Here is a 13,219-nt window from a genome sequence, read left to right on the forward strand (position 1 = left end):
CCGTGCGCGTGCTTCGAATGGCGTTCGACGTGGTCGTGCCGGTCGCGGTCGCGCTGCTCTGCGCGGTCGCGGTCCTGGGCACGTCTCGGTACGCCGGGGTCGTCACGGTGCTCACGGCCCTGGCGGCGCTGGTGTCGGGCGCCGCGCTGTGGTGGCGTCGCCGCCACCCGGTCCCGGTCACGGCCGTCGCGCTCGCCGGGGGCCTCGCCGTCCAGCTGGTCGCGCCGATGACCGTGTTCCCGCTCGCGGCCCTGGTCGCCGTCGGCTCGCTCGCCGCGACCCGGCCGCCCCGGCTGTCGCTGCCCGCCCTGGCCCTGCTGCTGGGCCTGGTCTCGCTGAACTTCCGCACCACCACCGCCGAGGACGCGCGGTTCGTGCTGGCCGTCGCGGTGGTGGTGTGGGCGCTGGGCGAGGCGGTGCGCAACCGCCGGGTCGCCGTGGCGCAGGCCGCCGAGCGCGCCGTGGCCGAGGAGCAGGCCCGGATCGCCCGCGAGCTGCACGACGTGATCGCGCACGGCGTCTCGGTGATCGTGGTGCAGGCGGCCGCCGCGGACGACGTGTTCGACCGCGCCCCGGACCGGGCGCGCGAGTCGCTGCGGTCGATCGAGGCGACCGGTCGCGCCACGCTCGACGAGCTGCGCAAGCTTCTCGCCGGCCCGGACGGGCGCCCCGGCCTGGACCGGCTGGCCGACCTGGTCGGGCCGCTGCGGGCGGCGGGCCTGCTGGTGGACGTGCGGTGCGAGCGGCCGCCGCTGCCCCCGGGCGTCGACCAGTCGGCCTACCGGATCGTGCAGGAGGCGTTGACCAACACCCTGCGGCACGCCCGCGCGAGCCGGGCGGAGGTGCTGGTGCGCGACGACGGCGGTGTGCTGGAGCTGGAGGTCCGCGACGATGGCCGCGGCGGCGCGCCGGTCGGTCCGGGCCGCGGCATCGCCGGGATGCGCGAGCGGGCCGCGCTGCTCGGCGGCACGGTCGAGGCGGGCCCGGCGCCCGGCGGCGGCTTCCGCGTGCGCGCCCGCCTCCCGCTGGCGGTGACCGCGTGATCCGCGTGCTGATCGCCGACGACCAGGCGCTGGTGCGCGGCGGGTTCCGGATGATCCTGGAGTCGCGGGACGACGTCGAGGTGGTCGGCGAGGCCGCGGACGGCGCGGAGGCCGTCGAGCTGACCGCCGCGCTGGACCCCGACGTGGTCCTGATGGACGTGCGGATGCCCGGCGTGGACGGCCTGACCGCGACCCGCGAGATCGTCGCCTCGGGCGCCGTGGCGCGCGTGCTGGTGCTCACCACCTACGACGTGGACGACTCGGTGTACGCGGCGCTGCGCGCGGGCGCGAGCGGGTTCCTGCTCAAGGACGTGCGGCCGGTGGAGCTGGTGGAGGCGGTGCGGGTGGTGGCCCGCGGTGACGCGCTGCTCGCGCCGTCGGTGACCAGGCGGCTGCTGGACCGGTTGGTGCGGGCCCTGCCCGCGCCGTCGCCCCGCGCGCTGGACGTGCTGACCGGGCGGGAGCGCGAGGTGCTGCGCCTGGTGGCGCTGGCCCTGTCGAACGCCGAGATCGCCGCCCACCTGGTGCTGACCGAGGCGACGGTGAAGACGCACGTCTCCGCGGTGCTGCGCAAGCTCGGCCTGCGCGACCGCGTGCAGGCCGTGGTGCTCGCCTACGAGGTGGGCCTGGTCCGCCCGCGCTCCGCCTGAGGGATGAGGCCGGGGACCGTTCCCGCGCCCGATGTGCCGGGCGTCCGGCTTCCCTAGCGTCCGGGGCATGTGGCCCACGCTGTCCCTCCTGCTCCTCGCGCCCCTGGTCGGCGAGTACGTCCTCGGCAACGTCCCGGTGTCGGCGCTGCCCGCGCTCGTCGTGCTCGCCGGGATGTACGGCGGGGGCGCGGTGCTGATCCGCGAGGTGGCCCGGCGCACCGGTCGCGGTTGGCCGGCGATCCTCGTGCTCGGCCTGGCCTACGGGGTGCTGGAGGCGGGGCTGCTGGACCAGTCGCTGTTCAACCCGGACTTCGAGGGGCACCGGTTCCTGGAGGTGACCCCGGTCCCGGCGCTCGGCATCAGCGCGGTGAACGCGCTGGCCTTCGTGGTCGGCCACGCGGTGTGGAGCATCGGCGTGCCGATCGCGCTGGTGGAGTCCGCGGCCCGACCCGGCCCCTGGCTGGGGCGCACCGGCCTGGCGGTGTGCGCGCTGGTCTTCGCCGGGGGCTCGGCCCTGGTGTTCCGCTTCCTGCTGCGCGCCGAGGGGTTCCTCGCCACGCCGGCGCAGCGCGTCGGGGCCGCCCTCACCGTGGTCGCCCTCGTCCTGGCCGCGCTGCCGCCGCGCCCCCGGCCCCGGGTGGACCGGCGCGTGCCGCGGCCGCGGGTGGTGGGCGTCGGCGCGTTCCTGCTGTCCTCGCTGTTCGTCCTCATGCCCGACGACTGGACCGGGTTCGCGCTCAAGATCGGCTGGCTGGTCGTCGCCGCCGCGCTCGGGCTGTGGTTCGGGCGCGGCGCGCGGTGGGGCGCCGGCCACCGGTTCGCGGCGGCGGCCGGCGCCCTGGTCACCTACACGTGGCTGGGCTGGTTCCTGGTGGAGAAGTCACCCGGACCGCTGGTCGCGCACGCCGTGCTCATCGCGCTGACCTGGGCGCTGCTGGTGGTGCTCGGTCTCAGGGCCGGCTCGTCAGGTACCCGCCCATGTGCGTGAAGTAGTCGGTCGCGCCCAGCTCGCGGCCGTCCTCGGTGCGGACCTTCCTCACCAGCAGCGCGTGGTTGTGGCCGCGCCGGGCCAGCGCGCCCGCCACCACGGCCACGCCGTCGCCCTCGCGGTAGAAGACGCGGCCGGGCGTGCCGCCGTAGCGCTGCGCGGAGACCTCGGCCTCGACGATCTCCAGCCGCCTGCCCCGGTGGAAGCAGAACGCGCTCGGGTACGGCGCGCACTGGGCGCGGACCAGCCGGTCGAGCTCCTCGGCCTCCCACGTCCAGTCGATGCGCAGGTCCTCCTCGGCCCGCTTGTGGAAGAAGCTCGCCCTCGACCGGTCCTGCTTGGCGAAGTCCGTGCGGCCCGAGGCGATCTCGGCGAGCCCGTCGACGGTGATCGGGCCGAACAGCTCCAGCGTCTTGTGGAACAGGTCGGCGGTGGTGTCGCGGGGGCCGACCGGGACCGACCGCTGGAGCACGACGTCACCGGCGTCCAGCGTCTCGTCCATCAGGTGCGCGGTGACGCCGACCTCCTTCTCGTCGTTGATCAGCGCCCAGATCAGCGGCGAGAAGCCGGCGTAGGCGGGCAGCAGCGAGTCGTGCACGTTCAGCGTCCCGTGCCGGGGCAGGGTGAAGACGCGCGGCGGGATCCAGGTGCGCCAGTTGGTGGCGACGATGACGTCCGGGTCGACCTCCTCGAGCCGCTGGAGCAGCTCGTCGTCGTCCGGCCGCTCGCGGACCAGGGTCTCGACGCCGTGCTCGGCGGCGAGGTCGGCGACCGAGTCGCTCCAGATGCGCTCGTAGGCGTGATCGCTCTTGGGGTGGGTGACCACCAGGACCACCTCGTGCTCGGAGTCCAGCAGCGCCTGGAGGGTGCGGTGGCCCCAGGTCTGGTAGCCGAACATGACGACGCGCATGGCTGCTCTCCTTAGCCTCACCTAACTTAAGGAACCCTAACCTAAGTGGGCGTTCGCTAGCCTGCGCGGGTGATCCTGGACCAGAAGTACGTGAACGGCCGGGTCGTGACGATGGACCCGGCCAGGCCGGTGGCGACCGGGGTGGGGGTGTGGGCGGGCCGGGTGGTCGGCCTGGACGCCGACGTGGCCGACCTGCCCGCCCGGCGGGTGGTGGACCTGGACGGGGCGGTGCTACTGCCCGGGTTCGTCGACGCGCACACCCACCTGGCCTGGGCCGGGCGGGCGTCGCGGACCGCGGACATCTCCCGGTGCGCGACCGCGGCGCAGGTGGTGGACGTGCTGCGGGCCCTGCCGGGGTCGGCCGGCTGGCTGGAGGTGGCCGGGTACGACCACCGGGCCCTGGACCGGCCGCTGACCTCGCGCGACCTGGACCTGGTCGGGTCCCGGGTGTACGTGCAGGACCTGTCCGGGCACGCCTGCGTGGTGAGCGGCGACGTGCTGGAGCTGCTGCCCGCGTCCGTGCTGCGGGAGGCGCGACGCGGCCCGGACGGCAGGCCCACCGGGTTCCTGGCCGAGGGCGCGCAGACCGCCGTGCGGGCCCTGCGGCTGCCCTACTCCCTCGACGAGATCGCCTCGGACGTGGCGCTGGGCGCGGCGCAGTGCGCCCACGAGGGCGTCGTGCTGGCCGCCGAGGCCGGCGTGGGCGGCGGCCTGATCGGCAGCAGCCCGCTGGAGGTGGAGGCGTACCAGCGGGCCGACCTGCCGATCCGGGTGCAGCTGATGGTGTCGGCCGACCGCCTGGAACCCGTGGTCGCCCACGTCGCCGACGGCATCCGGCGGGCCGTGCCGCTGGGGCTGCGCACCGGCCTGGGCGGCGACCGGCTGTCCATCGGCGCGCTGAAGCTGTGGACCGACGGCGGCATGATGGCCCGGACCGCCGCCCTGACCGAGCCCTACGCGGGCCTGGACACGGCCGGTCAGCTCCAGGACGACCCGGACGTGATGCGCGCCGCGATCCTGGACGGGCACGCGGCCGGGTGGCAGCTGGCCGTGCACGCGATCGGGGACCGGGCGGTCGACTTCGCGCTGGACGCGCTGGCGGAGGCCCAGCGGGTGGTGCCCCGGCCCGACGCCCGGCACCGCGTCGAGCACTGCGGGCTGGTGCGGCCCGACCAGCTGGACCGGATCGCCGGGCTGGGGGTGGTCCCGGTGGTCCAGCCCTCGTTCCTGTGGGCCTACGGGGACGACTACGCGCGCGTCATGGGGCCGGAGCGGGCGCCGTGGATGTACCGGGGGCGGGCGTTCCTCGACCGGGGGATCGTGCTCGCCGGCAGCTCGGACCGCCCGGTGGTCGACGGCAGCCCGCTGCGCGCGGTCCAGTTCATGGTCGAGCGGCTGTCGCGGGCGGGCGCCGCGATCGGCCCGGACGAGGCCGTGACGGTCGAGGAGGCGCTGCGGGCCTACACGTTCGGCGGCGCCTACGCCTGCCGGCTGGAGCACGTGCTGGGCCGCGTCGCGCCGGGGCGGCACGCCGACTTCGCCGTCCTGGAGACCGACCCGCTGACCTGCGAGGTGTCGCGGATCGGGGACATCGGGGTGCTGGCCACCGTGGTCGGCGGGGACTTCGCCCACGACGCGGCGGGTCTCGCCGCGGACTGACCCCGAGGGTTCGCCGCCGGCTGACCCGAGGGTCCCGCCGCCGGCTGACCCCGCGCGCCGGCCCCCGGGACGGGCGGGGGCCGGCGCCCGGGGTCACGCGCTCATCCGCCAGTGGACGACGTAGCCCGCGGCCTCGGCCGCGATCAGGGCGTCGAGCTTGGTCAGGTTCGTCCGCCGGGACATCCGGAACGCCTGGCCGCGCCGCGCGTCCAGCACCAGCGGCGTGGCGCCCGGCAGCACGTCGTCCATGGTCTGCTGGAGGATGCGCAGCGCCACGTTCGCCGACTCCTGGGTCAGCGGCGGCTCCTTCACGTACACCATCACCGCGGCCCGAGTCCCGTCCGGCGCGATCAGCCCCAGGTGCGGCCGCACCTTCAGCTCCAGGTCGCCCGCGTGCCAGCGCGCCGACCCGGTCGGCACCCCGGTGGCCCTGGTCTCCAGCAGCCAGGGCAGGAACCCGGCCTTGATCTCCTCGAACGCCCGCAGCTGCCCGGCCCGCGGGTGGTCCAACGCCGTGCCGACGGCCTTCTCCAGCTCGGCCTCCGGGTCGGGCGAGTTCGCGGCCCGGCGCATCGCGTCGCGCATCGGGTTGTAGAAACCGGCGACCCAGTGCTCCGACGACAGGTAGATCCGCCGCTGGTCGTTCACGATGCTGATCCGGCCGCGCTGGCCGCTCATGACGTACTCGGTGAAGGACAGGGCGGTGACGCTGATCGGTGCCACGGCATGCTCCCCTCGGGCTCGAACTCGTGTTCGATCCTACCGCGTGGCACCGACAGAAAACCGCCCTCAAGCACGCACTTTGGCCAGCATCGGGCCCAGTTCCGGGTCCCGGGAGACCTCGGTGAAGATCGTCTCCAGGGTCTCGTCGAAGAACGTCGCCGCGGCGGCCTGGACCTCGCGCCCCGCGGGGGTGATGCAGCTGTAGACCCCGCGCCGGTCGGTCTCGCACAGCTCCCGCCCGGTCAGCCCGGACTGCTCCAGCCGGGCCACCAGCCTGCTCACCGAGCTCTGGTTCAGCCCGACCACCTCGGTCAGCTCCTGCATCCGCAGCCCGCCGTCCGGCGCCCGCACCAGCGCGGACAGCGCGGCGAACTCCGAGAGGCCGAAGTGGAAGCGCCGCTGGAGGGCCCGCTCCAGGTTCGCGTTGATCCGGTGGTGCAGCGCCCGCAGACCGGACCACGTGGCGTGGACGGACAACGTCGACCCCCTGGTGAGCGGCTCGTGGACCTCCCATCCTATGCGCGCCACCAGGGCCGGGACCGGGAACGGCCGTTCCCGGGCACCCCTCCGGCGGGCGCCACGCCCGTGATCAGGACGTCCGCCGGCGCCGCGTGCCCGCGGGCCGGTCGAGGACGTCGTCGGCGCCACCCCCGGTGGCCACCCCTGTGGCCACCGACGAGCACCCGTTCCGGGAGCGGGCCCACGCCGAGGACCCGGAACCCGATCGCCTGACCCGCTCGCACCTTCGAGTGATCAGCGGCCCGCCCCACCTGCCGGTGTTGTAGTTTCGTGACCTGGCAGGTGCGGCTGCCGCCGAGGCTCCTCCTGACCCGGTTGGAGCGAGTGCCTCCGAAGCGCGTCCCGCGTGGGCGTGTCCGCATCCCCACTCCACTCCCGTGGTTCGGCGTGCGCGGACCCGGTGGCGCCGACCGGGCGGCGGCCGCGGAGGTTCCCCGTGTTCACAAGCTCCGACCTGCGCCGGCGCTGCCGGTGCACCGGTGAGACGCCCAACGCGGTGCGCCGGCAGCGCACCACCGACGGCCAGGCCCTGGTGCCCCGCGCCACCACCCCCGGCCAGGCCCGGGTCGAGGCCGAGTTCCTCCAGGCGGCCGTGCGCGCCATGGCCGGCCTGCGCCGCCGCGGCCACCCCCTGCGCCCGACCTCCCTGATCAACCGCGTGCAGCTCGGCTCGCACGCGGTCGGCCTCCAGGTCGACGACACCGCGCTGGACGACCTGCTGGCCGAGGTGCTGCCGACGACCGCGGGCGGCCGGGTCCGCGGCGTCCCGGGCCTGCGCGCCCACCCCGGCCGCGACCACCTCGACCTGCGCGCCCCCGACGGCGAGCTCCGGCTGCTCGGCGTCACCAGGAAGCGCTGGCGGCGCGCGGCCGCCGGGCTGGCCGAATCCGTCGAGCCGGCCGAACCCGCCGGGCTCACCGGGCTCGCCGAATCCGCCGGGGCCACCGGGCCGGCCGAACCCGCCGGGCTCGCCCCGGTCCCGCCGCCACCCACACCCGCCGGCCTGATGAGCGGCGTCCTGCGCCGCCTGCCGCTGTGGCGGGGCGCGGCCTGGCTGGACGGCGTGGTCGTCGGCGACGTGCTGGAGCTGCACTGGCGCGGCGGTCCGCCCAGCCGGTCGGTCGCCGCCATCCTGACCCGGTCCGCCTGCGGCATCGCGGGCGCCGCGGCGGTGGCGCACGAGTTCCGCGACGCGGTGCGCGGCGTGGCCCTGACCACCGCCCACCGCCGCTCGACCACCACCACCGGCGAACCGGACCGGGCCTGGGTCGAGTGGCTGGCCGCCACCGCGCCGGGCCCGGCCGTGCGGGAACGGGCCGTGCGCCCGGTCCGCGCCCGCCCCGACCTGCCGGACCTGTGGGAGCAGCACGAGATGCGCGCCGCGCTGGCGTCGCGCGACATCACCACCGCCTACCGCCTGCTCATCGGGCACGGCGTGCCCGCGCGACGCATCGCCGAGCTGACCGACCGGCCGGCGCGGGAGGTCCACCGGGTGCTCGACGGCGGCCGGGTCGAGGACTACGACACCCTCGCCGCCATCGCGCACGGCCTGGGCATCCCGCCGGGCTACATGGGCCTGGCCCACCACGAGCGGCCGGTCACCTCCGAGCCGTGCGGCTGCTCGCACCTGGACGAGCGCGCCCGGCGCGACCAGTTCCTCACCCACGCCGCCCTGGTCACCGTGGGCTCCGCGGTCAGCTGGCCGTGCCGGGCGACGACCTGCTGCCGAACCGCGTGACCCCTTGCCGCGCTGGTCGCACCACCGGACCCGGGAACGGGGAGGAGGGCCCGGCGACGCTGCCGGACCCCCTCGGTCATCGCGGTCGGTCAGCCGACCCGGCAGGACACGGTGGGCCGGCTCGTGTTGCCGCCGTGCTGGACGGTGAAGCCGAAGACGTCACCGTTGCCGTTGGGGCGGGCGGTCATCACGTTGCCACTGGAGTCCCAGCTCGCGGCGGTGTTCCAGGTGGCGATGATCTTCTGCGGCGAGGACGTCGTGACCGTGACGATCCAGTTGCTCGCGCCGGAGACGGTCACCTGGCCGTTGAAGCGGTCGCTCCAGCTCTGGCCGGCGGAGTAGGTCGCGGTGCAGCCGCCGCCCGGGTTGGTCGGCGTGGTGGGGCTGGTCGGCGTGGTCGGATTCGTCGACGAGCCGTTGTTCAGCGCGGAGAGCACCGAGTTGTAGGCGGCCTTCTTGTTGCCGCTGCCGTCGAACAGCAGCGGGGTGCCCGAGGCGCGCCAGGAGTCGCTGTCGCGGATGCCCCAGACGGTGACGCCGTTGCAGCGCGACACGGCCAGGCAAGCCTGCACCACACCCTGGTACTGCTGGGCCTGGGTCGAGCCGGAGCCCTCGATGTCGAGTTCGGTGATCTGGACGTCGACGCCGAGGTTGGCGAAGTTCTGGAGCGTGGTGTGGTAGTTCGAGGGCACGGGGTTGCCGCTGTTGAAGTGGGCCTGGAACCCGACGCAGTCGATGGGCACGCCGCGGGTCTTGAAGTCCTGGACCATCCGGTAGACGCCCTGGGTCTTGGCGTGCGACCAGTTGTCGGTGTTGTAGTCGTTGTAGCAGAGCTTCGCGCCCGGGTCGGCGGCGCGGGCGGCGCGGAACGCGGCCTCGATCCAGTCGTTGCCGGTGCGCTGGAGGTTGGAGTCACGACGACCGCCGGAGCTGCCGTCCGCGAACGCCTCGTTCACCACGTCCCAGGAGTGGATCTTGCCCCGGTAGTAGGTGGCGACCTTGGTGACGTGGTTGAGCATGGCGCTGCGCAACGCCGACCCGCTCATGTTCTGCATCCAGCCGGGCTGCTGCGAGTGCCAGGCGAGGGTGTGCCCGCGCACCTTCTTGCCCTGGTTGCGGGCGTGGTTGACGATCCGGTCGGCGTTGGCGTAGTTGAACTGGTTCTGCTGCGGTTCCAGGGCGTCGATCTTCATCTCGTTCTCGGCCGTGACCATGTCGAACTCACGGTTGAGGATGCCCACGTAGGTCGAGTCCGACAGCTTGTTCGCCGCCACCGCCGTGCCGAAATAACGCCCCCTCTCGGCAGCCGAGGCCCCGAGGGTGGTCGCGGCGCTGGCGGGCGAGGCCACGAGCACCGCCGCACCCGTGGCGGCGGCCACCAGTGTCGACACGAGCGCGACCCGTGAGACTGACTTCACTGTCAGCTTCATGTGTTGGCACCTTCTGGGGAGCACCTGCGGTCGGCGCAGGTGGAGCGGGTGATCGACTGAAACTTTCAGCAGTATCAACCGAAAAAGATGGGCGAGACAAGGCTCTGTTTCGCTCGCCCGAGCCGCTCCAGGCACCTCCGGTGCCGTCATCGACACCCCCGCCGCCTCGAAGGCGAATCGATTAACCTTGATCCACTCTGAGGTCCAAAAGGCCAGCTCAAGCCATCTTCAACTCGGTTATCCGCCATGCTTGGTCGACGACGTCGGAAACGGTCGCACCAGGTGGGAGGTATCGAAAATCTTCGAAACTATATTCGCAAATTTCGAACCACCGGCGTGCGCGCACCAGGTCGCCACTGGGCCAATGGCAGTACAGGGGGGAGACGCCAAGCGGCGGAACCGATACTCTTTCGAAGTCCGGCGGGCGGATCGCACACGCGCCCCATCGGTGATGACCCCCGGCACCCCCGACCTGTCGCACAGGTCAGGGGCCCGGTCCGTCGAGCGCCCCCGGCAGGATTCGAACCTGCGACCTCGGGATTAGAAGTCCCTCGCTCTCTCCACTGAGCTACGGAGGCTCGGGGTGCCGGCCACGCGCCGTAGCTGCGAGGTCGGTCCCACCGGACACATCGTCCGGACGATGCTTCGCGTTTCCATCCCGCGCCAGAAGTGTGATCAGAACGGCAAAAAAGTGACGTGCATCACGTCAGAGCCGTCGTCGACTCGCGGGCGACCAGGGAAACGGGCAGTCTTGTGGGTCCGCTCGGTCTGGCGCCGTCCAGCAGGCGCAGCGCCAGTTCGCCGGCGCGCCGCCCCTTCTCCGTCAGGGGTTGACGCACCGTAGTCAGCGGCGGATCCGCGTGCGCGGCCGCCGGCACGTCGTCGAAACCCACCACGGACACGTCGTCGGGTACCCGCAGCCCGAGGTCGCGCACCGCCTGGAGCGCGCCGAACGCCAGCTCGTCCGAGGCGCACAGCAGCGCCGTCGGCCGGGGGGAGGCGGACAGCAGCTCGCGCGCGCCCTCGCGCCCCGGTTCGCGGCTGCTCCGCGCGCACTCCCAGATCGGCTGCGGGCCGGCCACCTCCAGGTACCCGTGCAGCCGGTCCCGGGTGACCCGGAACGGCGCCGCCGTCAGCCGCTCGGCCGACACCGGCCCGCTGTGCCCGTCCGGGCGCAGCGCGAAGGTCAGCACGCCGAACCGGCGGTGCCCCAGGTCGCGCAGCGCCTCGGCGGCCAGCCGCGCCCCGCCGAGGTCGTCCACCTCGACCCGCGCGGTGTCCGGCAGCACGGGCTGGTCGATCACCACCATCGGCAGCCCGCGCGCCCGCACGGCGGCCAGGGCGGGCGCGTCGTCCGGCAGCGAGTACGCCACCACGACGTCGGCCTGCGCCCGCGCCACGGTCTCCGGTCGCGGTCCGCCCCGGTCGTTGCCCGGCATCAGCACCAGGCAGTGGTCGTGCCCGTCCACGGTCGAGGCCAGCCCGTCGAGCACGATCGACAGCGCCGGGTCGGAGAACGACGTGGACAGCTGCTGCCCGAGCATGAACCCGACCGCCGCGCTGTGCCTGGTCGCGAGGCTGCGCGCGACCGGGTCCGGCCCCCCGTACCCCAGCGAGGCGGCCGCGGCCAGGATGCGCTCGCGCAACGCGGCGGACAGCTGGTCCGGCCGGTTGTAGGCGTTGGAGACCGTCGCGCGCGACACGCCGACGGCACTGGCGACCGTGTCGAGCGTCGGCTTCCGGGGGCGGTCCACGCGAGGAGCCTAACCAGGTATCGGAGTGGACGTTCTGAAGCGCTTCAGTCACACTCGTCACCATGCCGACGCCACGCCTCGCCGTCTTCGCGGTGTTCCTGTTCAACGGGGCGATGTTCCTGTCCTGGGCCGCCCGGATGCCCGCGCTGGCCAACCAGGTCGGCGCCACCGAGGCGACCCTCGGCCTGGCCCTGCTGGGCGCCAGCGTCGGCCTCGCGCTCACCGCGCCGTTCGCGGCCCGGATCTGCGCGCGGGTCGGCGCGCGCAGCCTGGTCCTGGTGGGCGCGGCCATCACGGTGGTGGCGGTGCCCTCGCTCACCCTCGCCACGACGCCGCTGCACCTGGGCCTGGTCCTGTTCGTGCTCGGCTCGTGCGGCGCGATGCTGGACGTGGGCATGAACGTCGCCGCGGTGGCCGTCACCCGCGCCCTGGACCGCCCGCTGATGCCGCAGTTCCACGCGGGCTTCAGCGTCGGCGGCCTGATCGGCTCGCTCGGCGCGGCCGTGGCCGCGGGCGTCGGCTGGGACCTGACCCGCCACCTGCTCACCGCCGCGGTCGTCGGCGTGGTCGCCATCGCCTGGGTGCTGCGGGCCGTGCCGGGGGCCACCGGCGAGACCGGCGCCGCGTCGGCGGACGACCGCCCCGTGGTCAAGCGCCCGCTGCTGTGGCTGCTGGCGACGATCACGCTGTTCTCCGCGATCGCGGAGGGCGCCACCTCCGACTGGTCCGCGCTGTTCTTCGTCAACGAGCGCGGCCTCAGCGAGAGCGCCGCGGCGGCCGCCTACGTCGGCTTCTCCATCGCGATGGCCGTCGCGCGCCTGTTCGGCGAGTCCGTGCAGCGCCGGCTGGGCCCGTACCGCCTGCTCGCGGGCGGCGCGGTGGTGGCCGCGGCGGGTCTGGCGCTGGTCGTGCTCGTCCCGGTCGCGGCGACCGGCTACGTCGGCTTCGGCCTCGTCGGCCTGGGCCTGGCGTTCGCCTTCCCGGTGATCATGGACCTGGCGGGCGACGCGGGCCGCCGCGAGGACGGCACCGGCGGCGAGCGCGAGATCGGCCTGGTGACGACGGTCGCCTACACCGGCTTCCTGGTGGGTCCGCCGCTGGTCGGCGGCATCGCCCACGTCAGCAACCTGTCGGTGTCGCTGGGCTTCGTGGCGTTCGTGATCGCCATGATGGTGCCCGCGGTGTGGCTGGCGCGGCGCTCCCGCGACCGCGAGGTCACGCGGCGGGCAGTCGGTTCAGCGCGGCCTTGAGCAGCGGCTGCATCACCGACAGCATCTGCTCCTCCACCCCGCCGGGCTGGGTCATCGCGACCAGGACGCTGCGGTTGGCGTTCACGGCCAGCGTCGCCGTGCACGCCATCGAGCCGCCGCTGACCTCGCAGAACACCCAGGCCGAGTGCCCGTCGACGACCACCTCGCGGCCCTTCGGCTGCCGGGACCGCACGTCCTGGTACTTCTGGTAGAGCGCGGCGACGACGGTGCGCCCGGCGAACGAGCCGTCGTCCAGCACGTACTGGCACGACTCCTGGATCAGGTCGTCCTTGCGCGCGGGCTCCTTCGTGAACGCCCCGATCGACCGCAGGTCGTCCGCGGTGAGCAGCCCGCACGGCTCCACGCCGACGACCGTCCGCGGGCGCGCGATCCGCGGCGTCCCGGGGGCGGTGGACCCCGGGGCGGAGGCCGTCTCCCCGGCCCCCGGCACCGCCGTGCCGTGGACGGAGTAGCTGCACCCGCCGGACAGGGTCAGGACGAGGACGGCCAGGAGCGCCGCGCGGGAACCGGTCACGCCCGGCAACGGTAGTGGGT

At 74.2% G+C, this 13,219-nt stretch carries 12 protein-coding genes and 1 tRNA gene; 6 read left to right on the forward strand and 7 right to left on the reverse strand.

Annotation, left to right across the window (positions count from 1 at the left end; all coding sequences use genetic code 11):
• Positions 1–2 precede the first annotated feature (2 nt).
• The 3 genes from ACFP3R_RS22595 to ACFP3R_RS22605 all read left to right on the forward strand — a co-directional run bounded on the left by ACFP3R_RS22595 (position 3) and on the right by ACFP3R_RS22605 (position 2,681).
• Complete coding sequence (locus ACFP3R_RS22595) at positions 3–1,043, forward strand: sensor histidine kinase (protein WP_380638362.1); 1,041 nt, start codon at positions 3–5, stop codon at positions 1,041–1,043.
• Positions 1,040–1,693, forward strand: a complete 654-nt coding sequence (locus ACFP3R_RS22600; RefSeq protein ID WP_380638363.1) for a response regulator — start codon at positions 1,040–1,042, stop codon at positions 1,691–1,693. Before ACFP3R_RS22595 ends, ACFP3R_RS22600 begins: the two co-directional genes overlap by 4 nt.
• Positions 1,694–1,760: 67 nt before the next feature.
• On the forward strand, positions 1,761–2,681 hold the full coding sequence (locus ACFP3R_RS22605) for a hypothetical protein (RefSeq protein WP_380638364.1): 921 nt from the start codon (positions 1,761–1,763) through the stop codon (positions 2,679–2,681).
• On the opposite strand, the gene ACFP3R_RS22610 is transcribed toward ACFP3R_RS22605, so the two are convergent.
• Positions 2,644–3,591 (reverse strand): methionyl-tRNA formyltransferase, encoded by a 948-nt coding sequence (locus tag ACFP3R_RS22610; RefSeq protein ID WP_380638365.1) that lies wholly within the window; start codon positions 3,589–3,591, stop codon positions 2,644–2,646. The genes ACFP3R_RS22605 and ACFP3R_RS22610 overlap by 38 nt on opposite strands.
• A gap of 69 nt (positions 3,592–3,660) precedes the next feature.
• Between ACFP3R_RS22610 and ACFP3R_RS22615 the strand changes: the two genes are divergently transcribed.
• On the forward strand, positions 3,661–5,250 hold the full coding sequence (locus tag ACFP3R_RS22615; RefSeq protein WP_380638366.1) for an amidohydrolase: 1,590 nt from the start codon (positions 3,661–3,663) through the stop codon (positions 5,248–5,250).
• A gap of 93 nt (positions 5,251–5,343) precedes the next feature.
• On the opposite strand, the gene ACFP3R_RS22620 is transcribed toward ACFP3R_RS22615, so the two are convergent.
• Both ACFP3R_RS22620 and ACFP3R_RS22625 read right to left on the reverse strand, forming a co-directional pair.
• Entirely contained in the window at positions 5,344–5,973 is a 630-nt protein-coding gene (locus ACFP3R_RS22620) for a hypothetical protein (RefSeq protein WP_380638367.1), read from the reverse strand.
• A 66-nt stretch (positions 5,974–6,039) separates the two neighbouring features.
• Complete coding sequence (locus tag ACFP3R_RS22625) at positions 6,040–6,501, reverse strand: MarR family winged helix-turn-helix transcriptional regulator (RefSeq protein WP_380638368.1); 462 nt, start codon at positions 6,499–6,501, stop codon at positions 6,040–6,042.
• A gap of 427 nt (positions 6,502–6,928) precedes the next feature.
• Here ACFP3R_RS22625 and ACFP3R_RS22630 point away from each other — a divergent pair, with 427 nt between their 5' ends.
• Complete coding sequence (locus ACFP3R_RS22630) at positions 6,929–8,230, forward strand: hypothetical protein (protein WP_380638369.1); 1,302 nt, start codon at positions 6,929–6,931, stop codon at positions 8,228–8,230.
• Between the two features lie 89 nt (positions 8,231–8,319).
• Here the strand turns inward: ACFP3R_RS22630 and ACFP3R_RS22635 are convergent, their stop codons facing one another.
• From ACFP3R_RS22635 to ACFP3R_RS22645, 3 genes are all read right to left on the reverse strand, one after another.
• The gene (locus tag ACFP3R_RS22635; RefSeq protein WP_380638370.1) at positions 8,320–9,660 is read right to left on the reverse strand and encodes an endo-1,4-beta-xylanase; all 1,341 of its coding nucleotides are present in this window, start codon (positions 9,658–9,660) and stop codon (positions 8,320–8,322) included.
• Between the two features lie 505 nt (positions 9,661–10,165).
• A tRNA-Arg gene (locus ACFP3R_RS22640) sits at positions 10,166–10,238 on the reverse strand.
• A 123-nt stretch (positions 10,239–10,361) separates the two neighbouring features.
• A complete protein-coding gene (locus ACFP3R_RS22645) occupies positions 10,362–11,414 on the reverse strand; it encodes a LacI family DNA-binding transcriptional regulator (RefSeq protein ID WP_380638371.1) in 1,053 nt (350 codons plus the stop codon).
• 62 nt (positions 11,415–11,476) lie between these two features.
• On the opposite strand from ACFP3R_RS22645, the gene ACFP3R_RS22650 reads away from it, so the two are divergent.
• Positions 11,477–12,664 carry an MFS transporter gene (locus ACFP3R_RS22650; RefSeq protein ID WP_380638372.1) on the forward strand — a complete coding sequence of 396 codons (1,188 nt, stop codon included), beginning with the start codon at positions 11,477–11,479 and terminating at the stop codon, positions 12,662–12,664.
• Here ACFP3R_RS22650 and ACFP3R_RS22655 read toward each other — a convergent pair.
• The gene (locus ACFP3R_RS22655; RefSeq protein ID WP_380638373.1) at positions 12,630–13,199 is read right to left on the reverse strand and encodes a DUF3558 family protein; all 570 of its coding nucleotides are present in this window, start codon (positions 13,197–13,199) and stop codon (positions 12,630–12,632) included. The two genes, ACFP3R_RS22650 and ACFP3R_RS22655, sit on opposite strands and share 35 nt — an antisense overlap.
• Between the last annotated feature and the right edge of the window lie 20 nt (positions 13,200–13,219).

Source organism: Saccharothrix lopnurensis, assembly GCF_042658445.1.
Taxonomy (GTDB): Bacteria; Actinomycetota; Actinomycetes; order Mycobacteriales; family Pseudonocardiaceae; genus Actinosynnema; species Actinosynnema lopnurensis.